We start from the raw sequence: 26,117 nt of genomic DNA, 5'->3' as shown, positions 1-26,117 counted from the left end.
AGTGGATTCCGACCCCAGGAAAGCTGTTTCCAGACCCGGAACGACCGGCGCTACACCCGGGATGAATGAATCTGGACCCGGAACGCCCGTGACCAGACCCGGAACCCTCGTGACCAGACCCGGAACCCTCGTGACCAGACCCGGAACCATCAAGTTTACACCCGGAACAAGCGAAACCAAGGCCGGAACCCTTGTAACCGGACCTGGAAAGGTTGGGACTACCACTTGGTTTTTTTGTCACCATAGGTGGGACTTTTGGAATCCATGGGTTGGGATTTACGCTAAAAAGCGGGGCTTTCGGCAAGGCAGCGTCAACGCCCGGGGGAATTTGGCAGTAAGCAGAGCTATGAGCACAACTCCTGACCTGGCGCGGTTCCGGCGCGACACTTTGCTGGCGCAGCTTACCCAACAGCCCGAATGGGACCTACTCGTCATCGGAGGCGGGGCTACGGGCCTGGGCGTGGCCCTGGATGCCGTGAGTCGGGGCTACCGGACGCTGCTGCTGGAGCAGGCGGACTTTGCCAAGGGTACCAGCAGCCGCTCCACTAAGCTGGTGCATGGCGGCGTGCGCTACCTGGCCCAGGGCGACATAGGACTGGTGCGGGAAGCCCTGTATGAACGGGGCCTACTGCTCCAAAATGCACCTCACTTGGTCAAAAACCAGGATTTTATCATCCCGAACTACAGCTGGTGGGGCGGGCCGTTTTACACCCTGGGGTTGAAAATGTACGACCTGCTGGCCGGCCGGCTGAGCTTGGGTGCCTCGCGGCATTTGAGCAAGGCCGAAACCCTACAGCGGCTGGGCACTATCAAAGCCGAGGGGCTGCGCGGCGGGGTGCTCTACCACGACGGGCAGTTTGACGACGCCCGACTGGCCGTGAATCTGGCCCAGACGGTCGTGGAGCAAGGTGGCACGGTGCTCAACCACGTGGCCGTAACGGGTCTGCGGAAAAACGACCAGGGCCGGATAACGGGCGCAACGGCCACCGACCAGGAAACCGGCACGGCCTACGAGGTGGCCGCGAAAGTGGTGGTAAATGCCACCGGCGTATTCGTCGACGACATTCTGCAGCTGGATACGCCCGGCACCCGGCCTTTGGTGCGGCCCAGCCAGGGCGTGCATATCGTGCTGGATAAGTCTTTTTTGCCCGGCGACGACGCGCTGATGATTCCCAAAACTGAGGACGGGCGGGTACTGTTTGCCGTGCCCTGGCACGGACGGGTGGTAGTGGGCACCACCGATACCCCGCTGCGGGAACACAGCCTGGAACCCCGGGCCCTGGACGAGGAAATCGAGTTTATTTTGCGCACGGCCGGGCAGTACCTGACCAAAGTGCCCCGCCGGGAAGATGCGCTGAGCGTATTTGCCGGGCTTAGGCCGTTGGCAGCTCCGCAGGGCAATTCGGATACCACCAAGGAAATATCCCGCAGCCATAAGATTCTGGTGTCGAAAACCGGCCTGGTTACCATTACGGGCGGCAAGTGGACCACCTACCGCCGCATGGGCCAGGATACTGTAGACCGGGCCATTGCTCTGGGCCAACTGCCGGCCGCGCCCAGTCAGACGGTCCACCTGCCCATTCACGGCGCCCAGCCCACCACGAAGTATGGCGCCCACCTCAGCGTGTACGGCACCGACCAGCCCGCCTTGCAACAGCTAATGACGGACCGGCCTGAACTCAGCGTAAAACTGGACCCGGCCCTGGAATTTACCGGCACCGAAGTAGTATGGGGCGCCCGCGCCGAAATGGCGCGCACCGTGGAAGACGTGCTGGCCCGCCGGGTCCGGGTGCTGTTCCTGGATGCCGCGGCGGCTGTGCGAGTGGCTCCTCGGGTAGCTGAGCTGCTGGCCGAAGAACTGGGGAAGGATGCTCAGTGGCAGGCACGGCAGGTAGCAGAGTTTGAGGAACTGGCCCAAGGGTATTTGCTGAACGGCATAAGAGCTTCGCAATAGCAAAGCAGGTCGTCATTCCGAGCGAAGCCGGGGAATCTGGCGGGCCATGGTAATCTAATACACTGCAACAAGGCGGCAGAGAGGCTTCGACGGCGCAGACGCTAGATGAAGCACGACAATTACCATGGCCCGCCAGATGTCTTCCGCTGGTCAACAGGACGTTCTTTCTTATTCTATCTTTCTCTCAATTCCGACTACTTACTCTCCTATTCTTCCATGCCGCACTACATTCTCGCCCTGGACCAGGGCACGACCAGCTCCCGGGCTATTCTGTTTGACCAGAAGGGTCAGGTGGTGGCGCAAGCGCAAAAGGAGTTTACCCAGATTTTTCCCCAGCCGGGCTGGGTGGAGCACGACCCGGTCGAAATCTGGTCGACGCAGGCGGGAGTAGCGGCCGAAGCCACAGTAAAAGCTGGGGTGAACGGCAAGAGTCTGGCCGCTATTGGCATTACCAACCAGCGCGAAACGGCCGTGGTCTGGCAGCGCGCCACTGGCAAGCCCGTCTACAACGCCATTGTGTGGCAGGACCGGCGCACGGCCGAGTACTGCGACGAGCTGCGCGCCGCGGGCCACGAAGCCCTGATCCGGCAGAAAACCGGGCTGGTGCTCGACGCTTACTTTTCGGCCAGTAAGGTGCGTTGGATTCTGGATAACGTGCCCGGCGCCCGGGAGCAGGCCGAGGCCGGGGAACTGGCCTTTGGCACCGTCGACAGTTGGCTGATCTGGAACCTGACCCAGGGCGAGCTACACCTGACCGACGTAACCAACGCCTCGCGCACCATGCTGCTCAACATCCACACGCTGCAGTGGGACGAGGAGCTGCTGGCGCTGTTCGGTATTCCGGCCAGTATGCTGCCCCAGGTGCGGCCATCCAGCGAAGTGTACGGGCACACCAAGACGACCATTTTTGCCTCTAAAGTCCCGCTGGCTGGTATTGCCGGCGACCAGCAGGCGGCCTTGTTCGGGCAGCTCTGCACAAGGCCTGGCATGGTTAAGAATACCTATGGTACCGGCTGCTTTATGCTGATGAACATCGGCTCGGAGCCCAAGGCCTCGCAGAATAACCTGCTGACAACCGTGGCCTGGCAACTCGGTGGGCAGGTGCAGTACGCGCTGGAAGGCAGCATCTTTATGGCTGGGGCCGTGGTACAGTGGCTGCGCGACAACCTGGGCATCATCAAAACAGCAGCGGAAGTAGAAGTCCTGGCCCGGCAGGTGAGCAGCTCCGAGGGCGTGTATTTCGTGCCCGCCTTTGCCGGGCTGGGCGCGCCCTACTGGGACCCCTACGCCCGGGGCACCATCTTCGGCATGAGCCGAGCCACCACGGCCGCCCACCTGGCCCGGGCCGCCGTGGAAGCCATTGCCTACCAAACCATGGACGTACTCCGGGCCATGCAAGCCGACTCAGGCCTGCCGATTGCCGAGCTGCGCGTAGACGGTGGCGCGGCAGCCAACGACCTGCTTATGCAGTTTCAGGCCGACGTGCTCCAGGCCCGCGTTACGCGCCCGCGCAACACCGAAACTACGGCCTTGGGTGCCGCTTACCTGGCCGGGCTGGCGGTGGGCTACTGGCAGGATGTGGCCGAGCTTCAGGCCTTAGAGCAAGCCGATACTACCTTTAGCCCCCAACCCGACCAAGCCGGTATCGCCGTAGGTATTGCGCAGTGGCAACGCGCCGTGCGGGCCCTGCAAGCTTGGTCCCAGACACCAACGACTGACTATTCACCCTCAAACCCACCCACGGTATGACGCCATTTACCGCCGAGCTAGTCGGCTCCGCCCTTCTGCTTACCCTCGGCAACGGCGTCGTAGCCAACGTAGTACTCAAGGACACCAAGGGCCATGGCAGCGGCTGGCTGGTGATTACCACGGCCTGGGCCTTGTCGGTGTTTGTGGGCGTGGTAGTGGCCGGACCCGTAAGTGGGGCCCACCTGAACCCGGCCGTGACGCTGGGCTTGGCCGTGGCCGGGAAGTTTGCCTGGAACCTGGTGCCCGAATACGTGCTGGCGCAGTTTCTGGGCTCTTTCCTGGGTGCCACGCTGGTCTGGCTGCTCTACAAGGACCATTTCGACCAAACCCCGGAGCCACGGCTGAAGCTGGCCGTGTTCTGCACTGGTCCGGCCATCCGCAACCATGCGTCCAACCTATTCAACGAACTGGTGGGCACGCTGGTGCTGGTATTTACCATTCTCTACATCAGCGGGGCCGAAATCACGCCGACTCATACGGCCGTGGGGTTGGGCTCGGTGGGCGCCCTGCCGGTAGCGCTGCTGGTATGGGTTATCGGGCTGGGGCTGGGCGGCACCACGGGCTACGGCATCAACCCTAGCCGCGACTTTGCCCCCCGCCTGGCCCACGCCCTGCTGCCGGTGCGCGGCAAGGGCCCGAGCGAGTGGAGCTACGGCTGGATTCCGGTGGTAGGGCCCTTGCTGGGCGGTGCGGCCGCCGCGGGCCTTTACCTTTGGCTGGGCTAACGGCTGGTTTGAGCGGCGCGGCTAGTCGAAGTCGTAGGGGTAGTTGATTTCGTCCAGGTCGCGGCGCAGGGCTTCCCAGTCGGCTACGTGGGTCACCAGGGCCTGCACCATGGGCTTGGTCAGGGTTTCGCCGTAGTAGAGCTGGGTAACGGTGCCCAGCAGCAGGCCATCCTTGGGAAACCGCTCCTCCTCGAAATACTCCTGGGCCCAGTCGATGTAGGTGCGCGGGTGGCCGTCGAGGATGGGCAGCAGGTCTTCCGAGCCGTCTTCAGCTGGTGTACCGGGCGCCAGCTGCCAGGGTGAGTTATCCAGCGTCCAGAGGCAGAACGTGGTACCGATGGAGTTGACCGGCTCTCCGAAGATGAACTCATGAAACTCCGGGGGCAGGGCCTCGCGCAGCACTGTTTTGTCGACCTCCTCCAAACCGTCGGCATAGCCGCTGATGACGGCTCCGTCGGGGGAAAACAAAATCAGCATCTGGTCCCCTTCCCCGTCGTTCATCTCAAACACCTCCTCCCCTTCGCCCCACTTGGCGTCGTAGGTATGGTAGCGGTATTCTTCCTCGGGCGAAATAATGGCGTCGAGCACCGCCAGGGCTTTGCAAATGCGCTGCAGCTCAATTTCAGCGGGTAGGGCGGTCAGGTTCTGGGTGGAAATCATGGGGTAAAGGTAAGCGTCGGAGTCAGGAGAGTTTTGCTCTTACGCAAAAACGGCCACCGGGCTTCTATCTTACGCCGGTATTCCTTCTTTTGGCCGATGCAAATCTACTCCTACTGGGCCCGCACCACCCTCGATATCGGGGACGAACAGCAGGGGCCTTTTCTACTCACGGCCTACACCGGCAGCGACGAAAGCCTGGCTGCCGCCCAAGCCGCGGGCCGGCAGGTGCTGCAGCACCGCGCCGCCCGTTTGCAGGCTGCCCAGCCCCTACGCGCCGGCGACTACCCCACCGGCTCGGCTCCCTTGCGGGAGCAGGTCGAGCAGCGCATCGTCGGCAGCGGCGGTGAGCTACTGGCTGCTGTAACCCGCAACCACTACGGCAGCCGAGTGCTGAACACTGCCCAGGTGATGCTGCTGGACGTAGACGACGCCGATTTGCGCCGCCCCATCCCGACTACCGAGCCGTTTTCCCTGGCTGGTTTCTTCCGCAAGTTATTTGGTCCGGCTTCACCCCCACCGCCGCCCCTAGTACCGCAGGAGCAGATTCAGCTGCGAATGGCGGCCTGGCTGCAACTGCACCCCGAGTGGAATTTTCGCCTGTACCGCACCCGCCTGGGCTTTCGGCTGCTGGTCACGCACCAGCTTATTGCTCCAGCCAGCCCGGAGGCTCAGGAAATTTTCGCTGCGCTGCGCGTCGATACAACCTACGTGCGCCTCTGCCAGGCTCAGGACTGCTACCGGGCCCGGCTCACGCCCAAACCCTGGCGCATCGGTAGCCCGCGGCCCCCGCACCCCTTTCCCTACGACACACCCGAGCAACAAGCCACCCAGCAGGCGTGGGAAGCGCAGTACACCACACTTAGCCAGCCGTTTTCGGTGTGCCACTGGGTGGGCGAATACGGCAGCGGGCAGGTGCTGGCCGAGGCCCGGCAAGTAGCCGAGCTGCACGACGCGGCCTGCGTAGGAAGCTCAGAACTGGCCTAGTAGGTTTTGGTCATGTCCTGGGGCACTACTACCACGAAATCGGCCTGCTGCTCATGTTCCTTTTCCAGCTTGGTGAGCCGCTCCTGGGTTACGGCGCTGATGGTTTTGACCTTGAGCTTGGGATTATACTGCCGCAGGTAGGCCAGGATTCCGTCGTGGTTGTCGGAGTGGTAGCTGCCGTTGATATGCAGCAGCAAATGGCCTTCGGGGCGGGCCTGGTTGAGGAAGTGGGCCATGGTAGCGTCCTTCAGAGCCTGGGCCTGGATAATGTTCTGCACCCCGGCGGCGTGGGCGGCGTCGTCGCCAAACATCTTGGCCATGTTCTGGTAGCCGGGCAGCGTGTAGTCTACTGTCAGGGGCAAAGGCACAAGCCAGGCTTTTTCGGCGGCTGGCAGCGCCTCGAGGGCCGAGAGGCTGCCCTTGGCGACCTGGGAGGCGTAACGTCGCGGCACATTGGTGCCTACCACCCGGAACTTCTGCTGCCGGGCCAGCTGTAGCAGGGGCTTGTAGTCGGTACCGTAGTTGGGCCAGGGCCGACTTTGCTCTTCGAAAGCCTTGTCGTCCAGCTCCCCGGTAGCGTAGCCGTCGACCAGCGGCTGCACGTCGCGCTCAAACATTTCCAGGCCCAGCACCAGCTGCCCTTGCCGCAGGCGGAGCAGGTCTTTGGCCAGCTGCAATTCCAGCCAGTGGGCAATAGGGTCGTTGTGCTGCTCTCCGAAGAACACCACGTCGGCGGCGGCCAGCTCCTTGAGCATTTTGTCGTAGTCGGCCGGCTTGCCCCCACCAGTGAAGAGGCGGTAAGCAGGCTTGTCGGCAGTGCGGAAGCTGAGCAGGGTGAGCAGCAGCGGCAGAAGCAGGAGTTTCTTGAGCATGGGCGTAAGGCAGAGCATGCAATACTACTGGCCGCAGGGCGAAGTTCTGATGTAGTGTTAAAAAACCTGTCCTTGCGAGGACGAAGAACGAAGCAATCCGTCCCGCCCTCTGAACTGTGCTGTGCTTTCTCAAATGAAAAGCCCTTTCCCGTAACAACGAGAAAGGGCTTTCTGGTAAAAGAACATCAGTTACTAACAGAGGACGGATGGCTACGCCTCGCAAGGACGGGCGTTGCCTGCTTAGCCTTTGTAGAACATCCAGCGCGAGAGTTCCGCGTAGGTCACTTTCTTGCCATACATCAGGATGCCGACGCGGTAGATGCGGCCGGCTATCCAGGTAGTAAGGATAAAGCCGCCGACCAGAATAGCGCCCGAGAGCAGCAGCTGCCACAGCGGCACGCCGAAGGGCAGGCGCATAACCATGGCAATGGGCGAGGTGAAGGGAATCATCGACAGCCAGAAGGCCAGCGGACCGTTCGGGTCCCCGTTGATAACCACCGTGATGCTGGCAATGTAGCTCAGAATAAGCGGGATGGTCACCGGGAACATGAATTGCTGGGCATCAGTCTGGTCGTCGACGGCCGCGCCGATGGCGGCAAACAGGGCCGAATACAGCAGGTAGCCGCCCAGGAAAAAGAACAGGAAGCCGCCAATAATGCTACCAATGGGCAGGCCCTCCAGCATACTCCACAGGTTGGGCGTGGTGCCCGGCTGCGGCGGCGCCATTTCAGCATCCGCGTCGGAGCCGCCCGAGGCGGCAGTAGCGGCAGTTACGGCCGGCGCTTTCGTGGCCGATACCGCTGTGGTGGCCGGGGCTTTGGCGGGCTTCATTAGCAGCGGCGCAGCCAGCGTAGTAATGCCGTAAGACAAGGCCAGCCAGATGCCAAACTGGGTGAGCACCACGGCCCCGATACCCAGAATCTTGCCCATCATGAGCTGAAACGGCTTCACCGACGACACCATGACTTCCATGATGCGGTTCGACTTTTCCTCGGCCACGCCCCGCATTACCTGCACCCCGTAGATGAAGATGAACATGTAGACCAAAATCGAGAGGACGTAGGCTGTGGCCGTGGTCAGGCCCGCGTTGTTTTTGCGGCCGTTCTGGTCAGCTAGGTTTACGGCCTGCAGGTCCACGTCGGCCTTGAGGTTGTCGATGGTGGTTTGGCTAAGGCCCGAGCGGGTCAGCTTCAGCTCTCCTACCGCCTTGTTCACGGCCTTGCGAATGTTGAGCTGCCGCTTCAGGCTCATGTTGCCATTGGCCAGCAGCCGCACGCCGCCGGTGTTGTCGAGAGAAAACCCTTTCGAGAAAACCAGCAGAGCGGCCTGTTTGGGCTTGGCCGCTTTAAAGGCCGTAGTAGCAGCCGTCGGTGAGGCTCCGGCAGCGGGCACAAAGCGGATTTCCTCGGTGCTAGCCAAGCGCGACATCAAGCCCAGCCCGCTTTCGTCGTACACGGCCACCTCGTCGGCCGAGCCGGGGGCATTGAGCTTGGCAATAATCAGGGAGGTGCCGGCCAGCAGCAGCGGGGCCAGCAGCGACATTACTAGAAAGCTTTTTTTGCGCACCCGGTTCAGGTATTCGCGCTGAATGATAAGCCAGATTTTGTCCATACTATCTTGATGACTTAGGTAGTGGTTGTGGCAACCCCGAACTAGAATTAGAACTAGTTCCCCTTCTTTTCAAGGAGGGGTGCCCGAAGGGCGGGGTGGTTAATCGTCGAACGATTTTAGTTCTAGCACTAGCTCTAGCTTTTCACGGCCAGCTCTTGTTGCGTTAGGGTTTCGGGCATGGTCTCCTGCACGCGCCGGATAAAGATTTCGTTGATGCTGGGAATTTGCTCCCGGAAGGCGTGGACCTCCACGTTGCCAATCAGGTAGCGCAGCAAATCGTTGGGCGTCGTGTTGTGGTGCAGTTTGATCCGGTCGTAGAAGTAACCGTTTTCGCGCACCTTATGCTCCAGTACCTCAAAATCGGGGTGCATCACCATCAGCTGGCCCTTGCCTTCCACCTCGTAGGTCTGGGTTTTGAACGTGTCCTTGATCTGGCGCACCGGCCCGTCGAGCACCTTACGGGAGCGGTTGATCAGGGCTATGTTGTCGCACATTTCTTCCACCGATTCCATGCGGTGGGTCGAGAAGATGATGGTGGCGCCCCGGTCGCGCAAGGCTAATATTTCATCCTTAATCAGGTTGGCATTAATCGGGTCGAAGCCGGAAAAGGGCTCGTCGAGGATAATCAGGGCAGGCTCGTGGAGCACGGTGGCAATAAACTGCACTTTCTGCTGCATGCCCTTGCTCAGATCTTCCACGTTTTTATTGACCCAGGGCCGCAAATCCAGCCGCTCAATCCACTGCTTGATGCGGGCCGTGGCATCGGCCTTGCTCAGCCCGCGGAGGCGCGAGAGGTAGAGCAGCTGCTCGCCCACCTTCATCTTCTTGTAAAGCCCCCGCTCCTCGGGCAAGTAGCCGATCTGGGCAATGTGGCTGGGGTTGAGTTTTTCGCCCCGGAAGCGGACTTCACCCGAGTCGGCGGCAGTAATCTGGGTGATGATGCGGATCAGGGAGGTTTTGCCTGCCCCGTTGGGCCCGAGCAGCCCGAAGATGCTGCCCTCAGGAATGTCAAGGCTGACCCCACTAAGGGCCGTGTGCGCGGCGTAGGCTTTGCGCACCTCAATGGCTTGTAGAATAGTACTCACGGCGAAAGAAGAGAATGGTAGGTGGTCAGGATGTAATATTACAGCAACTATATAAACAAGCTGCATTCTTCTTCCTCAAGCGGCAATTAGAGCGGATGAGTGGTAGAAAACAGCAACTCAATGGTTTTGAGCCTGAGCTTACTCTTAAGCATCCAGCTCCCGCAAGGAGGCTTCGAGCCGGTCGAGGTGCCGACCGTAGCGCCGCTGCTGCCGTCGCTTGCTCACGTAGAGCAGAAGACCAATAACGACCACCGCTGCCCCCACTCCCAGCGCCAGGACACCCCAGCTGTGGGGGTCGGTGCGCAGGGCTTCTAGAATGGCGACGTGCTTGCCGTAGGCTATGGCCAGTATTACCGTGACCAGAAAAGCTATAGCAGTATAGAATTTAGTACGCATCAGCCCCCGGATTTGGCGGATGGACTCGCGGATGTGCCCGTAGGTGGTTCCAGTACCCAACTGCAACTGCTTGATAAGCTTGCGCTGCCGGTACGCGTACCACGAGCCGATAAGAATCATCAGGGCAACGGCTACGTCTACCAGCACCATGCTGCGGCCCTCCAGGTGATGGCGGCTCAGGTTAGTAATATTGCCGATGTTCAGGATAACAACCAGCAGCAGCAGGCGCTGGTCGCGCTGGGCATTGCGCAGCATTTCACTGACGGGAGAGGCAGGTTGGTTAGCAAGCATAGTCTGTAGTTTTTGCTGGGTTAAAGTAGGGTCCGTAGGGCCGACGGGCTGTTGTTGCCACTGCCGGCGGAGGTCATCGAGTTCCATTAGGCGGGCTGGGTAAGGAGGTGGCGAAGCTTGTCTTGCACGCGGTGCATTTTCACGCGAACGTTGTTTTGGGTGATACCCAGAATGTCGGCCATTTCCTCGTAGGTACGCTCTTCAAGGTAAAGCAGAATAAAGGCCTTTTCGACGTCGGAGAGCCGCTCGATGGCCCGGTAAAGCTGGGCCAGGTCGTCGGCGTCGGGGCCGGCATCAGGCGGCAGGGCCACTTCCGGGGGCACGTCGCCCCAGCGTTCGGGCGCGGGGCGGCGGGTGCGCTGCCGCAGGTTGCTGATGGCCACGTTCAGGGCTATGCGGTACAGCCAAGTGCTGATTTTGGCCGTGGGCTCGTAGCGCGGAAACGCCCGCCAGAGTTGCAGCACGATTTCCTGGTACAAATCCTGCCGGTCGTCCGTATCCTGGCAGTACAGCCGGCACATGCGGTGCAGAATGCCCTGGTTGGCATTGACTACGGCCAGAAAATCGGAGCTAACGGGGGTAGATTTCACAGCAGAAGGTTCTGGCTGAAGTACACCCTATATATCGGCAAGCTAATCCCCGCATTACAAGTGAGAGCCAAAAATTTTACCGGACCAGGATATAGGGGTCTAGCTGGCATTCTTGTGGAAAATCTTCCGGTCTTGCTAAAACTTTCCACACCCTCCGATAATTATTTGTGGAAAATTCTGAAAAAGGGTAACGATTTTCCACAAGTAAGCCAACACAAAAAAGCCCGCTCTCCACAATAGGAAGGCGGGCTTTTACTCATCTACAAAATCCGAAAAATCCGTCGTGCAGGCTTACTGGAAGTACTCCTTTACTTTCTCGAAGAAGCCTTTTTCGTTTTTGCCGGGGTTGGGCGTGAAGTTGCGGGCGTCGCGCAGCTTTTCCAGCAACTCCCGCTCCTCACTAGTCACGTTTTTGGGCGTCCAGACGCTGAGGTGAATCAGTTGGTCGCCACGACCATAGCCGTTCAGGTCCTTGATACCTTTGCCACGCAAGCGCAGGATTTTGCCGGGCTGGGTGCCAGGCTCCACCTTGATTTTCACCTTGCCTTCGATGGTTGGCACCTCGATGTTGGCCCCCAGGGCCGCGTCGACGAAGGAAATGTACTGCTCGAACATGATGTTGTTGCCGTCGCGCTTGAGCAGTTCGTGGGGCTCTTCTTCGATCTGGATGAGCAGGTCGCCGGGTACGCCGCCCCGCTCGGGGAAGTTGCCCTTGCCGTTCATGCTCAGCTGCATGCCCTCGGCCACGCCGGCCGGGATGTTGATGGGAATAACTTCCTCGTGCAGCTGCCGGCCTTCGCCGTGGCACACGTCGCACTTGCTGCTCACGATCTTGCCTTCCCCGTTACAGGTAGGGCAGGTCGAGGAACTCACCATCTGGCCCAGCATCGTGTTGACCACGCGCTTCACCTGACCCTGGCCGTGGCAGGTGCCGCAGTCCTTGAGGTCGGTGCCGTTCTTAGCCCCGGTGCCCGAGCAGGTGTTGCAGGCCACGTAGCGCTTCACCTTGATCTTTTTCTCGACGCCGTTAGCGACTTCCTCCAGGTCCAGCTTGAGCTTGATGCGCAGGTTGGAGCCCTTCTTCACGCGCCGACCACCGCGGCCCTGCCCGCCTCCGAAGAAGCCTTCGAAGCCGCCACCGCCGAAGATGTCGCCGAACTGGGAGAAAATGTCCTCCATGTTCTGGGCGCCGCCGCCCCCGCCACCCATGCCCTGGTGGCCGTACCGGTCGTAGCGGGCGCGCTTCTGCTCATCCGACAAGACCTCGTAGGCCTCGGCGGCTTCCTTGAACTTGTCTTCAGCCGTGGGGTCGTCGGGGTTCTTATCAGGGTGAAACTTGATGGCCACCTTGCGGTAGGCCTTTTTTATCTCGTCACCCGAGGCGGTCTTGGCGACATCCAACACCTCGTAATAGTCTCGCTTCGTTGCCATTGTTGTGTATTGCTAATTGACCGCCCGGCTGTCCACCGGTCAGTCAAACGCTTTGTCTTAGCTACCCAGCACCACTTTGGCGTGCCGGATTACTTTGTCGCCCAGGTAATACCCTTTTTCTACCTCGTCTACTACCTTGCCTTTCAGGTCCTCGGAGGGAGCCGGAATCTGGGTAATGGCCTCGTGCAGATCCGCATCGAACGCACCGCCCTTAGTTTCCATCGGGGTCAGGCCTTTCTGCTGCAGGGTTTTCTGAAGCTTGGTGGATATAATCTCAATGCTTTCGCGCACGGCGTTGGCATCCTCGGTGTCCTTGGTATGGTGGCGGGCCCGGTCAAAATCGTCGAGTACGGGCAGCAAAGCCACCATGAGCTCCTGGCTGGCCGTTTTAAACAGGTCCTGGCGCTCTTTAGCGGTCCGGCGCTTGTAGTTATCAAACTCGGCAGCCAGGCGCAGGTACTTATCTTTCAGCTCGGCCAGCTCCGCATCGGTCTTGGACGCTTCGGCCTTGGGAGCCCCACCGTCGGCAGTGTCGGTGTCGAGGGCGTTTACTTCCTCTTGCAATTCGCCCGCCGCGTTGTCGGGGTCAACAGACAGATTGTCGTCCTGGGGCAGGTTGGTATCTTCAGCCATTTTCGTAAATATTCGTCGGAAAGGGTTTTTCACGGTAGTTGCCGTTGAGCGCTAAACGGGGCGCAAGGAGTTTGCCAAAGCGGCTTTGGCTGTCATTGTGGCACTGAAACTTCGGGAGCCAGGCAGTTAGTTCAGCTTATAAGCACTGCTACTCCACTAGTCAACTTGGTTTAGACTCCAAAACAGTCTTATTTGTGCTTTATGCAGTCTTCACGTGCTCTGACTACACAGGCAAAACTTCGTTTCTGGCTGGCTCTTCTGCCGGGGCTTCTGCTTATGGGCTTTTTACTGTTTGCCTATTTTTATGAATGGCTAACAGTTGGTATCATCCAAGACCCTGCTACTATTGCCAGTTACCCTTTCGGCTCCGAAGAAGCGATGAGTGCAGGAGGCTGGTATTACCGGGATGCCCCAACGTACGCGCAACAAACGCTCGTTGCCTTTCTCGTTTTGCTTCCCAGTTGCGCTGCTTTTGGTCAAGCCATCCGTCACCGCTCCTGGACGTGGGTAGTGCTAGCCTACGGTATCTTTGTCCTGACTATAGTGCTCCATAGCCTAGTCAACCATTTGCTGAGTCCGGAAAATTATTAGCGCCCTACTGCTTAGCGTGTAGCGCCTGCCAGATCATGTCCTTGAGCTGCATGATGTTCTTGTTGGCCAGGCTGGAAATGAATACGGTCGGCAGCTCGGTCGGCAGCGTCTCGCGGATTTCAGCCTCTAGCTCATCGTCAATCAAATCGGCCTTGGTAATGGCTAGCAGGCGCTTTTTGGTTAGCAAATCGGGGTTGAACTGCTCCAATTCGCTAAGCAGGATCTGGTACTCCTCGGCAATGTCCTTGCTGTCGACGGAAATCATGAAGAGCAGAATTGAGTTGCGCTCGATGTGACGCAGAAAGCGCGTGCCCAGGCCTTTGCCCTCAGCCGCGCCCTCGATGATACCGGGAATATCGGCCATTACGAATGACTTGTAGTCGCGGTAGGCCACTACGCCCAAGTTGGGCGTCAGGGTGGTAAAGGCGTAGTCGGCAATCTTGGGGCGGGCTGCCGATACCACCGACAGCAGGGTGCTTTTGCCGGCGTTGGGGAAGCCCACCAGGCCCACATCGGCCAGCAGCTTGAGCTCCAGAATCACCCACTCGTCGATGCCGGGCTCGCCGGGCTGGAAGTAGGTGGGCGCTTGGTTGGTGGACGACTTGAAGTGGTCGTTGCCCAGGCCGCCGCGGCCACCGGGCGTCAGGATCAGGCGCTGGCCGTGCTCGGTTATTTCGAGCTTTTTCTCCCCCGTTTCGGCGTCGCGGGCGATGGTGCCGAGCGGCACCTGGATGATGATGTCGTCGCCCTGGGCCCCGGTGCGCAGGTTTTCGCCACCGCCTTCGCCGGGCTTGGCAATCAAGTGCTTCTGGTATTGCAGGTGGAGCAGGGTCCAGAGCTGGGAGTTGCCTTCCAGGATGATGTGGCCGCCGCGGCCCCCGTCGCCACCGTCGGGGCCGCCGTTGGGCAGGCCTTTGGCGCGGAAAAAGTGGCCCGAGCCGGCCCCGCCTTTTCCGGAGCGGCAATTGATTTTGACGTAGTCGATGAAGTTATTGGAAGCCACGGCGGGGAAACGTTGAGAGTTGAGTTTTGAATGGTGGATTGAAAAGAAACGCCATTCAATGTTCCTATAAAACAGCTGTCATCCTGAGCAAAGCGAAGGACCTTATAACAGCCGAACAGGTCGTTCTAGCGTGATAAGGTCCTTCGCTTTGCTCAGGATGACAGAGGTATTCTGCCACTACCTATGGGGTAGCAGCCGCAAAGTTACGCTTTTACTTCGTCAGCAGCAGCTTGGCCGTCGGCCACGGGTGCAGCGGGCAGGTGCTGATCCACGATTTCGCAGATCTGGCCGAAGATATCTTCGATGGCGCCAATACCGTTGAGGCCGTGAAACTTGCTTTGCTGGGCGTAGTAGCTGGCTACCTGGGCGGTTTCGGTGTTGTACACCGTCACGCGCTTGCGGATTTTGGTTTCGTCCTGGTCGTCGGGGCGGCCGCTGGTTTTGCCGCGCTCCAGCAGGCGTTTTACCAGCTCTTCCTCGGCTACTTCCAGGGCAATCATGCAGTTCACGCCGGTGTCGTAGCGCTGGGTCAGCTCGTCGAGGCTCTGGGCTTGGGGTACGGTGCGGGGAAAGCCGTCGAAGATGAAGCCGGCGGCCGTGGTATTACTGGCCAACTGGCTTTCAATCATGCCGATAACTACTTCGTCGGGCACGAGCAGACCTTCGTCCATGAGCTTTTTGGCCCGCAGACCAAGTTCGGTGCCTTGCGCAATCTGAGAGCGAAGCAGGTCTCCGGTCGACAGATGAACCAGGTTATAACGGGCAATGAGCTTCTGGCTTTGCGTTCCTTTGCCGGCGCCGGGCGGGCCGAAGAGTACGATATTGAGCATAAAAGCGGGGTATTTCGCGGGAGAGGAAAAGCGGCAGGGGTTGGGAAAGATAACAAATCGGAAACAAACCGTTCCTTACGGAATGCAACACGTTTTGGGTATGCAGCGGAGTTAGACGGCAGTATACACGTCGGGGTAGTTGCGGCCGAGGCCGTCGTAGTCGAGCCCGTAGCCCACGATAAAATCGTTGGGAATGCTCAGGCCGATGTAGCGAAGAGCCAGTTCGTGCTGGAGGCACTCGGGCTTCAAGAACAGGGTGGCGACTTCCAGGGAAGCCGGGTTCTGGGCTTGGAGTAGTTCTAGCAGGGCCTTCATGGTGTGACCCGTGTCCACGATGTCCTCCAGGATAATCAGGTCGCGGCCGGCTACTTCTTCCTGCAGACCCATGATTTCGCGCACGGTACCGGTGCTGCTTGTGCCCTCGTAAGAGGCCACCCGGATAAAGGCTATTTCGCAGGGCAGCTGAATTTCCTTGAGCAAATCGGCGACAAACATGAACGAGCCATTGAGCACGGCCACGAACAGCGGCTGCTTGCCGGCATAGTCGCGGTTGATTTTGGCGGCCAGCTCCCGAACGGCAGCAGTGATTTGACTGGCGGTCAGGTACGGGGCAAACTGCTTGTCGTGCAGTGTGATAGTGGACAATGGCATCCGGCTGGGTTTGGTCCTCAGGGCAAAACTATGGGTCAAAGGTAGTACAAAAAAGCTGCCCCTCCGGCGGGATGGGGCAGCTTCGCACCTTGCGGTTAAAGATGATTTAATCCGTTAGCGGGTTTCGCGCAGCAGCACAAACAAGGCCTTGGTGGCCTGGGGCGCTATTTCGGCATAGCGCACCTTGGGCTCGAGCTGCAGCGAAGGCCGGGGCAACGGGCGAGGCGCCATCCCACGCTCGGGAGCAGCAATGTGAGGTGCAATGACCAAAGACACGATGGACATGAGCTTGATCAGGATGTTCATAGAAGGCCCGGACGTGTCCTTGAACGGGTCCCCGACGGTGTCGCCGGTGACGGAAGCCTTATGGGCGTCGGAGCCTTTGTATTCCATCTTGCCATTCACCAGCACGCCTTTTTCGAACGACTTCTTGGCATTGTCCCAGGCCCCACCGGCGTTGCTCTGGAACATGGCCATCAGCACCCCGGACACCGTAACGCCGGCCAAGGTACCGCCCAATACTTCGGGCCCAAAGGCAAAGCCGATGATGATGGGCACAATCAGGGCAATGGCGCCGGGCAGCATCATTTCCCGGATGGCGGCCTGGGTAGAAATGGCCACGCACTTCTCATATTCGGGCCGGCCGGTGTAATCCATGATGCCGGGAATCTCGCGGAATTGCCGGCGCACTTCCTGCACCATAGCCATAGCAGCCCGGCCCACGGCTGAAATTGCCAAGGCCGAGAAAATAAAGGGAATCATGGCACCCACGAAGAGGCCGGCCAGCACCCGGGCATTGCTGATGTCGATGCTGGAAATATTGGCCGTACCCATAAAGGCCGCGAAAAGAGCCAACGAGGTAAGGGCCGCCGAGGCAATGGCAAAGCCCTTCCCGGTGGCAGCGGTAGTGTTTCCTACGGCATCGAGAATGTCGGTCCGCTCCCGCACTTCCTTGGGCAGTTCGCTCATTTCGGCAATGCCGCCGGCGTTGTCGGCAATAGGCCCGAAGGCGTCGATGGCCAGCTGCATAGCGGTGGTGGCCATCATACCGGCGGCGGCAATGGCCACGCCGTAGAGGCCCGCAAACTCAAACGACAGCACAATGCCCGCCGCCAGCACGATAATGGGCAATACCGTAGACTCCATACCGACGGCCAAACCGCCGATGACAGTGGTAGCATGGCCGGTACTGCTTTGCTGCACGATGCTGTTTACCGGGCGCTTGCCCATAGCCGTGTAGTACTCGGTAATAATGCTCATCAACGTGCCGACCACGAGACCTACTACAACGGCATAGAAAACGTCCATCGAGGTAAAGGGTACCGAGCCGGCCCGGCCAATGACCAGCTCGCCGGGCGGCAGCATCCAGCGGATGATAAAGAACGAAGCCACCGCCGACACGGCCACCGAGGCGTAGTTGCCGAAGTTGAGGGCGGCCTGCACGTTGCCGCCTTCCTTGACGCGCACCAGCAGAATCCCGACCAGTGAGGCCAGAATGCCCATACCCGCAATTACCATTGGCAGCAGAATCGGGGACAGGCCGTTGAACTGGTCGCCGGCGGCTACTACTTCGCGGCCCAGCACCATGGTGGCCAGAATGGTAGCTACATAGGATCCGAACAGGTCGGCGCCCATGCCGGCTACATCGCCCACGTTGTCGCCCACGTTGTCGGCAATGGTGGCGGGGTTGCGGGGGTCGTCTTCCGGAATGTTGGCCTCTACTTTACCCACAAGGTCGGCGCCCACGTCGGCAGCCTTGGTGTAGATGCCGCCGCCCACCCGGGCAAACAGGGCAATGCTTTCGGCCCCGAGTGAAAAGCCGGTCAGTACCTCCAGGGCCGTTTCCATCTCCACCCCATTGGCCCCTCCCCCACGGCTGACGACAAACATGTTGTAGAATACCACAAACAAAGAGCCTAGCCCGAGCACGGCCAAACCGGCAACGCCCATGCCCATTACCGAGCCGCCCGTAAACGACACCTTCAGAGCCTGGGCCAAGCTGGTACGGGCCGCCTGGGCGGTGCGCACGTTGGCCTTGGTGGCTATTTTCATCCCGATATAGCCCGCCAACGCCGAGAAAACAGCCCCAATCAGGAAGGCAACCACAATGACAGGGCTGGATTTTTCGCCAGTGCTGCCCAGGTAGCCCAGAAAGGCGCAGGCAATCAGAGCAAACAGCGCCAGCACCTTGTATTCGGCCCGCAAAAAGGCAATGGCTCCATCGGCAATATACCCGGCGATGGTGCGCATCCGCTCATCACCGGTATCCTGCCTCGTGACCCAGCCTGACCGGAGCCAAGTGTAGAACAGGGCCAGCACGCCCAGCACGGGCGCTACGTAAAGAATGTTCATCATAAAGGCGGTGGTGGGATTTTAGGGTTGTGGTGGAAAGAGAAGAATATTAGGCTTGTAAAATAGATGTTTTACTGCCAATTCCAACTCACAGACCCTTATCCAGTTACCGCTTTTATACTTTACGAAAGTAATTGACCGAAACCCGCTCCGTGACCCAATACAACGCGTAGCTGAGCAGCGTTACGATGGGCACTGCCAGCCAGTAATAGCGCACGTAGGTAAACTGCTGACCAGTGCTGTACACCAGAACTCCATAGCAAAGCAATAACATCGGGTAATGAAACAGATACAGGGAAAAGCTGAATATGCCGATGGAGTGCATAAAGCGCACTACCACATTCTGGCGTGCCACCCGCCCAGCTAAGAGCGTAGATACGGCCAAAACCGCCAGAACCGTAGCTACCAAACCTGATACCAGCTTGAGTTTGAGGATTGCCAGTGGTATCAAAGCCAGAAACAGCCCGATGATTACCAGGCTCATCAGCCACCCGTTTGCACGCCGGAACGAAGCCAACCAATTTGTATCTACCACGGAATCATACAGTGCTACCCCAACGGCGAAATAGAAATTATAAATGCAGAAGTACGTAGTAACAGGGTTGAATATGTGGCCGCTTCTGGTGAGGAAAACACCGAGCAAAAAAGCCCCTACCGAAACAAAGTAATAAACTCGGATACGCCAGAAAGCCAGTGGGATAATCAGGTAGAACAGAGCCTCGGGTAAGAGAGACCAATGCACGACGTTGTGTCCTATAAACAGAGTGCCAAGCGGCATAAAGCTGAGCAGACGGCCCAGACTACCCACATTAAACGCGTGTAGCTCGGTCCAGGCAGTAGCTAAATCCGTATTTAACTCGCGCCCGATAGTAGCGTCCAGCGCAGTTGGCACATAGTGGCCAATCAGCAATAGAATAGTCGCACCCAGAAGTATCGAAACGAGATAGGGTGGATATATCCGCACAATACGGTTAATGTAAAAAGCTATTGGTTGCCGGTGCTTTTTTCGCTGAGCGTAGCGAATAAAAAAACCGGATAGCACAAAGAAAAAAACAACCATTTCGTAGCCCGCAGAGCTAAGCATATCGAGCAGGAATGTCATATAATCCAATGGATTCCAAGCAGTGCGCGGGAAAGCCGACAAATACTGGCGCCCGCCTGACCACAAAATGTATTTCGCATGATAGATAACTACATAAAAAGCGCAGAATCCGCGCAAAGAGTGCAGAATATCTAATTCCTGGTAAGACAAACTTTTTACAGCCGCTGGGGTAGCTATCTGTTTAGTATCAAGCCTCATATATAAACTAGTGAAAAGACGCTGTAAGCCGGGAAATTTTTAATCAGAGTCGTAGGGTCTTGCAAAGCATAGTTTCCCACTCGGCTAGAAAAGCCACTTTGCCTTTCTCTTACTCTAGAATACGGCACACAAATGCTCACTATCCTTTGTCAGCAGAAGGAAAGCTATTTGTGATACGAAAGTACGACTATCTGTGAGAGCCCGAAGCTATTCGACTAGGCTCTACAGCTTTTCCATCAGCACCCGGTACAGGGCCAACATACTGGCAATATCCTGCTTATCCACGAGCTCGTCAGGGGAATGCACATGGTCCTCGGGGGCACCGATAAAGCACCAGTCCCAGGGCTGGGCCCCGTGCTGCAGCTCCTTGGCATCGGAGCCGCCGCTGCCCTCCACTTCCAACTGGTACGGAATACCGGATTCGTGGGCGATGCGCCGGATCTTGTCGACGTAGGCACGGCGCGGAATCAGGGAGTCGCGGAGGGAAATGACAACGCCTTCGCCTGGATGCACGCCTTCGGTAACCCAGGTAATATCCGAAATCAGGGCCTGACGCACCCCGTAGTTCTCGTAGATATGCTTGGCTAGGTAGGCTACCGAGCCGCCGCCGTGCTCTTCCCAGCAGCTAAAGGCAATGATGCCATTTTCCAGGGTTTCGGCCAGCCGCAGGGCATTCCAGACGCCCAGGCGGTTGTCGAGGTAGCAGGATTGGACGGTGGTATCGGTTTCGCGAAAGTCGCAGTAGAAAGTCAGCTCGGTACCCCGCTCAATGGGGCGGGTGAACTCATAACCCAACTCCCCGGTTTTAGCATCGACGGTGAGCGTGCAGTCAATGGCGCCCTGTGCATCTTGTCCGACCAATCGGTAGCCCGTTTCCGCCCGCGGGCCGCCAATACGAACCAACTCTTGACCATACCGAACCGTAAAGCCAATGCTGTCTATATGCGCAAATAATGCCGTTCGGGGTTGGCCGAATACCAGAATAATACAATCCTGAAATTCCTCCCCCGCTAGCACCCGCGGCTGCACACGCCACGAACTTTGCTGCTGCGCAATGTAGTTTAAAAGGAATTCAGTCATTGGGGCCTCATTGCCAGAGGTCGCAGCCAAGTGGCATAAGGTTCGCAGAAGGTCCATAGCAGTACGTTTATTCGTCCAAATCTAGGATAAAAGTCATACTTTAGCTTTTCCGTTGCGTGGCTTTCCAGCAGTGTCAGCTGCCCATCTGTCCGCCGCTATACGCTCCCATGATCCAAAAACTCCGTTTTATCCTGTTGCTTTTCTGCCTGCCCTTCGTGGCGCAGGCCCAGCAGCCCGATACAACCCGCGCCTCAAAGCCTATCCGCAAAATAGAGCTCGAAAACGTGGATATAGCCCCGGGAGCCGTTGACACCAAAGGCTGGCTCCTGCTGGACAAGGACATTCAGACCGAGTTGGAGGGCGCCGTGCAGAACCTCTACAACTTCAAATACGACAAGGCCGAGAAGCAATTCCGCTCCCTGCGCCGCCGCTATCCGCAGCATCCAATGCCGTACTTCCTGCTGGGTTTAAGCCAGTGGTGGAAAATTGTACCGACCAACGTCCAGACCAAGCTTTACGACAAGTCGTTTTTTGCTTACATGGATACGGCTGTGACCTATGGGGAGCGGCTCTACGAGGCGGACAACAAGAATTATGAAGCCTGCTTTTTCCTCTCGGCCGCTTATGGCTTCGATGCCCGTCTGCACGCCGAGCGCAAGGACTGGCGCAAAGCTACGGTTAGCAGCAAGCGGGCCCTCGACTACCTGGAGAAAAGCAAGGAAGCCAACGGCCTGAGCCCGGAGTTTTTATTTGGCCAGGCCCTGTTCAACTACTACGCTGTCTGGATTTCGGAAAACTACCCGCTGCTGCGGCCCGTGCTGCTCTTTTTCCCGAAAGGTAACCGCGCCCTGGGCCTGCAGCAACTCAAGAACGTAGCCGACAACGGGTTTTATACTGGTCTGGAGGCCAAGACTTTCCTGATGCGCATTCTCAACAATGAAGAGAATAACACGACGGCTTCGATGCCCGTGGCGCGCTACTTGGCCAACAATTACCCCGATAACGCCTACTTCCAGCGTTTTTATGCCCTGCTCTGCTTCAACGAAGGCAACTTCCCGGAGTGTGAGCGGGTAAGCCGCGAGATTCTGGAAAAGCTCAACCAGGGAATGCCCGGCTACGAAGGCATTAGCGGGCGCTATGCCACCTACTTTCTGGGCTGGCTGATGCAGAACAAGTATAAGGACCGCACCAAGGCCAAGGACTACTACCAGCGCAGCATCGTATTTGCGGAAAGTACTGGCGACACCAGCGGAGGGTTCTACCTCTACGCCAACCAGAAACTGGCCCAGATTGCCGACAAGGAGAAGGATACGACTGCAGCCCTGCGCTACTATAAGGTCGTAGCAGACAAGGCCGACCACAAGTCGGCGGAGTACAAGGAAGCCAAGGCTTACGTGAAGAAGAACAAGAAATAGCGGATACTCACTTGCGCGCCGGATGAAATTACAAGACCTGCTGCTGACGCCTATTTACCTGGCCATCTTCTACGGCATTGCCTATGGGGTACGCGGTAAAGTTACCAATGCCTTCACCAAGCGTTACTTCATTCCGGCTCTCTCGGTCAAGTTTCTGGGTGCTATTGCCCTGGGCCTGATATATCAGTTTTATTACGGCGGCGGCGACACGTTCAACTACACCAAGCACGTCGACATCATCTACCGGGCCTTCGGCGAATCACCGGTAGCGGCCATCAAGCTTATCTTTTCCAACGGCGAGTTTGACCCCGTCACGGCCCCGTACACCGTGAACATGTACTGGTACAAGTCGCGCACGGAATTCTTTATTGTGGAGGTGGCGGCCATTTTGTCGCTGCTTTCCTTTAACACGTATTCCGTGATGGCGCTGATGTTTGCCGGCCTGAGTTTTAGCGGCATGTGGGCTATGTACCTCACGTTCGTCCGGGCCTATCCGCTGCTGTACAAACGATTTGCTATAGCCGTATTTTTCCTGCCATCCGTGTTTTTCTGGGGCTCGGGGGTGATGAAGGACTCCCTCTGTATTGGGGCCCTGGGCTGGGTATTCTACGGCTTTTATCACGCCACCGTACTCAAGCGCAACATTCTGTTCTCTAGCATTGTAGCCGCAATCGGCGCCTACGTGCTGATAACGGTGAAGGTGTACATACTGCTTTCCTTCCTGCCCCCGGCACTGCTCTGGATATTCATCGAGAATAACAGCCGGATTAAAAGCGCGGCCCTGCGCATGGTGCTCAAGCCCATTTTCCTAATCCTGGGGGTGGGAGCCGGTTTTCTGGGCGCTACCAATCTCACGGCCGAAGACGACCGTTTTGCCGTCGACAAGATTGGGGAACGAACCAAAATCAACCAGGAATATCTATACACGCTGACCAAAGACCAGGGCTCGGCTTATAACATCGGCGTCATTGATGGCAGCTTGAATAGCCTGGTCACCGTGGCGCCCCAGGCCGTGATTGTCAGCCTGTTCCGGCCTTTCCTGTTCGAAGCCCGCAACCCCGTCATGCTGCTCTCGGCCCTGGAGGCCACCATGTTTATCTACCTGACGGTAATGATGTTTTACCGAACCGGCTTTTTTAAGAGTTTCAAGCAGATAGCCAGTACCCCGATGGTGACGTTCTGCTTTTTGTTTGCCGTCGTCTTTGCCATCGGGGTGGGTACCAACAGCGGTAACTTCGGCACGCTGGTGCGCTACAAGATTCCGCTGATGCCCTTCTACCTGTCGGCGCTCTACATAATGCAGTTTCAGGCAAACAACGCCAAGAAATTGTCCCGGTTTGCCAGAACCGAAAAGCGGGCCTCAATGGTGGCCCGGGCTGCCTGACCAAAGTGGGTGCGCAACTCATGGTCGCGCAGAAGCTTTTCCAGGCCATTATACCACTGCTCCGGCGTCGCGCAGATATAGCCATCGATGCCTTCGGTTACGACTTCACTGTTCATCCCGACTGGCGATACCAGCGCAGGTACGCCCAGGGCCATGTATTGCAAGGCTTTAAAGGCGCACTTGCCCTTCGCCCAGGGGTCGTCTTCCAGAGGCATCAGGCCCACGTTGAATGTCAGCAGGTCGGCAATTTCGGTGTCTTTGCGCCAGGGCCGGAAGCCCAAAGACCGTAGCGGCAGCTGGGGCTCCTGGTTGGAAATAACGCGGAACTCGAAATTGTAGTGCTGCTCCAATCGGGCTAGTACCGGTACCACCTGCTCCAGGTATTTCATCGTGGAGTGCGTTCCGGTCCAGCCAATGACGAGCTGATCGGTGCGCTGGTCTTTTACCTCATTGTGCAGGTTTACCGTGTCGATGGTAGTGGGGTTGACAATGGCATTGGGGTTGAACTGCCGGGCATAGTCGCGCAGGTAGCTGTTGCCGCAGCTTACCTTATAGGCCCAGCGGCAGATGCTGCCCACCTTGTGGTGCCACTTCACACCGGCCACAATGCTATTGGCCGCCGAAGTATTCGGAATCCAGATGGCATCGTCAAAGTCGTAAATGATACGCTTGCCGAGCAACTTGGCAATAATCCACTCGAAGATGGGCGGCCCGATGGGTGAAGCTTCCCGGTGGATAAAGACAAAATCGGCCTTGGGTACTGAGAAGAGCAGCAGAAAGCGACGCAAAAAGCCTCCAAGAATGCCCAATGCCTTGGTCAGCGTGTGGCCGGGCTTGTAGAGAATAGCCCAGGTCTGCTCCGAGATGAATGATTCCAGCTGGTAAGTATGGCCCGCTTCGGTCAGAAAATGCAGGTACTGCTCAAACCGAAACCGTTGGGAAGGAGCCTTACCCGGAGGGTAAGGAACAAGAAATAAAATGTGCATACGCCGACACTAACGCAGGATACGACCACTGCGTTTTACCAGGCAAAGGTACTAGATGCAATTCTAACGCGGCGCGCTTTGGTGCTGACTTGCTCGTGGGTTAGGCGGAGGTGGGCCCGGCTGTACGCCGGGTAAACCAGTCGAAAAGCCGGACGAGCGGTACCCCGGCCAAGCACAGCATGGCGCTATCGGCCTGGAGCAGGTAGCGAATTTCCAGGTGCCGGATGCCAAAGCATATAAACAGGTACATAAACCCGAAAAAGCCCACGATGGGCCACACTGCCCGGTTGTGCCGCAACAGCCAGGCGCCGCCCAGGCTCAGCAGCAGCAGCAGGCTCCGATACTCAAACAAGACGAAGCTGAGCTTGCCCGTCCCAGAAGCCTGACGCAGCTGCATTTTGAAGAAGGCCCGCTGCAGGTTTGCCAGCGGAACCTGGGTCCAGTACCGCCAAGGAAAACGCTGCTTGTACGACTCGTTTAAAGCCGTAAAGCCGGCGGCTAATTCCTCGTTGCAGTTTGTGGGCTCGGGAAACGGAGCGGCGTGACGCCAGGCGTAGAAGCCCGTACCACACTGCCGCCCCCGCTCAATCAGGGCCTGGGCCTGCCGCACTTCGGCCGGGCTAGCCAGCACCCCGGGCGGAAAAGCCGGCAAGGGCTTGAGGCCCGCAATACCGTCCAGATACGGGTCAGCCTCGGGCGTCCAGCCGTATATCCACTGCCGGGCAGTAAATACGTCGGCCGCGTACCGGTCGTAGCCGGCGGTGCTGGTCTTGACTAGGACCACACGGTGCTGTCCCAGGTAGTTGCGCACCGGCCAGCCGATATACAGAACCAGAAACCCAACCCCAACCAGGACGCTCAACCGAACAAACTGCCAGCTTCCCCCTTGGCTAGGTATACCCAGAAAACAGTGCCCAGCAGCAGAATCCCCAGGTATTCGCGGACCATAAAAGCTACCCCAATAAGCAGACCCGCTCCTACCGCAGTAGCCTTAGTGACGGGCCGCGTAGCCAGCCACCAGAAGAGTACGATGGTTAGAAATGTACCCAGAGCCTCCGACCCCGTCATGGTCAGCCACACGATAATAAACGGATAGCCGGCGTAGAGCAGGCCCGCCATCCACGCCGCCCGAATGTCGCGCGTGAAGGCCCGGGCCGTGGCATACACCAGGTAAATGGCGGCCGTATCGAGCAGAGCCTGGGTGTAGGCCACTGCCTGATTGACGTACTGCTCATCAAATAACAGCCAATGCGCACCCCAGAAAAAGGGGTAGCCCGGTAAGCGGCCAAACGCAGCTTCCGGGTTCTTGGGGTTGAAGGTGTAAATCCCGTGCTCCACTAAATTGTAGAAGCTCTGGGTAAACGAATACGAGTCGTTGTTAACGTACGGGCTTCGACCCTGGTAATAGATATCGGCGCCAACCCACAAAAACAACAGCCGCAGGACGAGCCCTCCCAACACGAGCAGCGGCACAACGGAAGCAGCAAACCGAAAGGAAGGAACGCCGACCCGTGACGGAGCAGGTTTACTCACTGGACACTGCC

The 26,117-nt window shown here is 58.2% G+C and carries 24 protein-coding genes; 7 read left to right on the top strand and 17 right to left on the bottom strand.

Going from position 1 to position 26,117, the window contains the following annotated elements; translation table 11 throughout:
• Positions 1–346: 346 nt before the first annotated feature.
• The 3 genes from MUN80_RS10705 to MUN80_RS10695 all read left to right on the top strand — a co-directional run bounded on the left by MUN80_RS10705 (position 347) and on the right by MUN80_RS10695 (position 4,428).
• Positions 347–1,954 carry a glycerol-3-phosphate dehydrogenase/oxidase gene (locus MUN80_RS10705; RefSeq protein ID WP_244723484.1) on the top strand — a complete coding sequence of 536 codons (1,608 nt, stop codon included), beginning with the start codon at positions 347–349 and terminating at the stop codon, positions 1,952–1,954.
• 216 nt (positions 1,955–2,170) lie between these two features.
• A complete protein-coding gene (gene glpK / locus MUN80_RS10700; RefSeq protein ID WP_244723482.1) occupies positions 2,171–3,703 on the top strand; it encodes a glycerol kinase GlpK in 1,533 nt (510 codons plus the stop codon).
• Complete coding sequence (locus tag MUN80_RS10695) at positions 3,700–4,428, top strand: MIP/aquaporin family protein (RefSeq protein ID WP_244723480.1); 729 nt, start codon at positions 3,700–3,702, stop codon at positions 4,426–4,428. Before glpK ends, MUN80_RS10695 begins: the two co-directional genes overlap by 4 nt.
• Positions 4,429–4,449: 21 nt before the next feature.
• Here MUN80_RS10695 and MUN80_RS10690 read toward each other — a convergent pair whose 3' ends face one another.
• The gene (locus MUN80_RS10690; protein WP_244723478.1) at positions 4,450–5,088 is read right to left on the bottom strand and encodes a hypothetical protein; all 639 of its coding nucleotides are present in this window, start codon (positions 5,086–5,088) and stop codon (positions 4,450–4,452) included.
• 96 nt (positions 5,089–5,184) lie between these two features.
• Between MUN80_RS10690 and MUN80_RS10685 the strand changes: the two genes are divergently transcribed.
• Positions 5,185–6,072 carry a hypothetical protein gene (locus tag MUN80_RS10685; protein WP_244723476.1) on the top strand — a complete coding sequence of 296 codons (888 nt, stop codon included), beginning with the start codon at positions 5,185–5,187 and terminating at the stop codon, positions 6,070–6,072.
• On the opposite strand, the gene MUN80_RS10680 is transcribed toward MUN80_RS10685, so the two are convergent.
• The 7 genes from MUN80_RS10680 to MUN80_RS10650 all read right to left on the bottom strand — a co-directional run bounded on the left by MUN80_RS10680 (position 6,069) and on the right by MUN80_RS10650 (position 12,981).
• Positions 6,069–6,944, bottom strand: coding sequence for a ChaN family lipoprotein (locus MUN80_RS10680; RefSeq protein WP_244723474.1), 876 nt, complete (start codon positions 6,942–6,944; stop codon positions 6,069–6,071). The genes MUN80_RS10685 and MUN80_RS10680 overlap by 4 nt on opposite strands.
• A gap of 240 nt (positions 6,945–7,184) precedes the next feature.
• A complete protein-coding gene (locus MUN80_RS10675; protein ID WP_244723472.1) occupies positions 7,185–8,555 on the bottom strand; it encodes an ABC transporter permease in 1,371 nt (456 codons plus the stop codon).
• Positions 8,556–8,689: 134 nt separating this feature from the next.
• Entirely contained in the window at positions 8,690–9,640 is a 951-nt protein-coding gene (locus MUN80_RS10670) for an ABC transporter ATP-binding protein (protein WP_244723470.1), read from the bottom strand.
• Between the two features lie 144 nt (positions 9,641–9,784).
• A complete protein-coding gene (locus MUN80_RS10665; RefSeq protein ID WP_244723468.1) occupies positions 9,785–10,327 on the bottom strand; it encodes a hypothetical protein in 543 nt (180 codons plus the stop codon).
• A gap of 86 nt (positions 10,328–10,413) precedes the next feature.
• A complete protein-coding gene (locus MUN80_RS10660) occupies positions 10,414–10,917 on the bottom strand; it encodes an RNA polymerase sigma factor (protein ID WP_244723466.1) in 504 nt (167 codons plus the stop codon).
• Between the two features lie 291 nt (positions 10,918–11,208).
• Positions 11,209–12,348 (bottom strand): molecular chaperone DnaJ, encoded by a 1,140-nt coding sequence (gene dnaJ, locus MUN80_RS10655; protein WP_244723464.1) that lies wholly within the window; start codon positions 12,346–12,348, stop codon positions 11,209–11,211.
• Positions 12,349–12,405: 57 nt separating this feature from the next.
• A complete protein-coding gene (locus tag MUN80_RS10650; RefSeq protein WP_244723461.1) occupies positions 12,406–12,981 on the bottom strand; it encodes a nucleotide exchange factor GrpE in 576 nt (191 codons plus the stop codon).
• 201 nt (positions 12,982–13,182) lie between these two features.
• On the opposite strand from MUN80_RS10650, the gene MUN80_RS10645 reads away from it, so the two are divergent.
• Positions 13,183–13,572 (top strand): hypothetical protein, encoded by a 390-nt coding sequence (locus MUN80_RS10645; protein ID WP_244723458.1) that lies wholly within the window; start codon positions 13,183–13,185, stop codon positions 13,570–13,572.
• Between the two features lie 4 nt (positions 13,573–13,576).
• Here MUN80_RS10645 and obgE read toward each other — a convergent pair whose 3' ends face one another.
• From obgE to MUN80_RS10615, 6 genes are all read right to left on the bottom strand, one after another.
• Complete coding sequence (gene obgE, locus MUN80_RS10640; protein ID WP_244723456.1) at positions 13,577–14,575, bottom strand: GTPase ObgE; 999 nt, start codon at positions 14,573–14,575, stop codon at positions 13,577–13,579.
• Between the two features lie 203 nt (positions 14,576–14,778).
• Complete coding sequence (locus MUN80_RS10635) at positions 14,779–15,405, bottom strand: adenylate kinase (RefSeq protein WP_244723454.1); 627 nt, start codon at positions 15,403–15,405, stop codon at positions 14,779–14,781.
• A 111-nt stretch (positions 15,406–15,516) separates the two neighbouring features.
• Complete coding sequence (gene hpt, locus MUN80_RS10630) at positions 15,517–16,056, bottom strand: hypoxanthine phosphoribosyltransferase (RefSeq protein WP_244723451.1); 540 nt, start codon at positions 16,054–16,056, stop codon at positions 15,517–15,519.
• 114 nt (positions 16,057–16,170) lie between these two features.
• Positions 16,171–18,411 carry a sodium-translocating pyrophosphatase gene (locus MUN80_RS10625; protein ID WP_244723448.1) on the bottom strand — a complete coding sequence of 747 codons (2,241 nt, stop codon included), beginning with the start codon at positions 18,409–18,411 and terminating at the stop codon, positions 16,171–16,173.
• A gap of 112 nt (positions 18,412–18,523) precedes the next feature.
• On the bottom strand, positions 18,524–19,708 hold the full coding sequence (locus MUN80_RS10620) for an acyltransferase family protein (RefSeq protein ID WP_244723446.1): 1,185 nt from the start codon (positions 19,706–19,708) through the stop codon (positions 18,524–18,526).
• Positions 19,709–19,930: 222 nt separating this feature from the next.
• Positions 19,931–20,569: a M20/M25/M40 family metallo-hydrolase gene (locus MUN80_RS10615; protein WP_311136282.1), complete on the bottom strand. Its 639-nt coding sequence runs from the start codon at positions 20,567–20,569 to the stop codon at positions 19,931–19,933.
• Between the two features lie 386 nt (positions 20,570–20,955).
• On the opposite strand from MUN80_RS10615, the gene MUN80_RS10610 reads away from it, so the two are divergent.
• Both MUN80_RS10610 and MUN80_RS10605 read left to right on the top strand, forming a co-directional pair.
• A complete protein-coding gene (locus tag MUN80_RS10610; RefSeq protein WP_244723442.1) occupies positions 20,956–22,203 on the top strand; it encodes a tetratricopeptide repeat protein in 1,248 nt (415 codons plus the stop codon).
• 22 nt (positions 22,204–22,225) lie between these two features.
• Positions 22,226–23,587 carry a hypothetical protein gene (locus MUN80_RS10605; protein ID WP_244723440.1) on the top strand — a complete coding sequence of 454 codons (1,362 nt, stop codon included), beginning with the start codon at positions 22,226–22,228 and terminating at the stop codon, positions 23,585–23,587.
• On the opposite strand, the gene MUN80_RS10600 is transcribed toward MUN80_RS10605, so the two are convergent.
• The 3 genes from MUN80_RS10600 to MUN80_RS10590 all read right to left on the bottom strand — a co-directional run bounded on the left by MUN80_RS10600 (position 23,509) and on the right by MUN80_RS10590 (position 26,046).
• Positions 23,509–24,573 carry a glycosyltransferase family 4 protein gene (locus tag MUN80_RS10600; protein ID WP_244723438.1) on the bottom strand — a complete coding sequence of 355 codons (1,065 nt, stop codon included), beginning with the start codon at positions 24,571–24,573 and terminating at the stop codon, positions 23,509–23,511. The genes MUN80_RS10605 and MUN80_RS10600 overlap by 79 nt on opposite strands.
• A gap of 100 nt (positions 24,574–24,673) precedes the next feature.
• A complete protein-coding gene (locus MUN80_RS10595) occupies positions 24,674–25,384 on the bottom strand; it encodes a hypothetical protein (protein ID WP_244723436.1) in 711 nt (236 codons plus the stop codon).
• Between the two features lie 47 nt (positions 25,385–25,431).
• Positions 25,432–26,046, bottom strand: a complete 615-nt coding sequence (locus MUN80_RS10590) for a glycosyltransferase family 39 protein (protein ID WP_244723434.1) — start codon at positions 26,044–26,046, stop codon at positions 25,432–25,434.
• Positions 26,047–26,117: the final 71 nt, after the last annotated feature.

Origin of the sequence: Hymenobacter cellulosivorans, from assembly GCF_022919135.1 — a bacterium.
Lineage (GTDB): Bacteria > Bacteroidota > Bacteroidia > Cytophagales > Hymenobacteraceae > Hymenobacter > Hymenobacter cellulosivorans.
The sequence above is the reverse complement of the archived record's forward strand: the minus strand, read 5'-3'. Positions and strand labels throughout refer to the sequence as shown.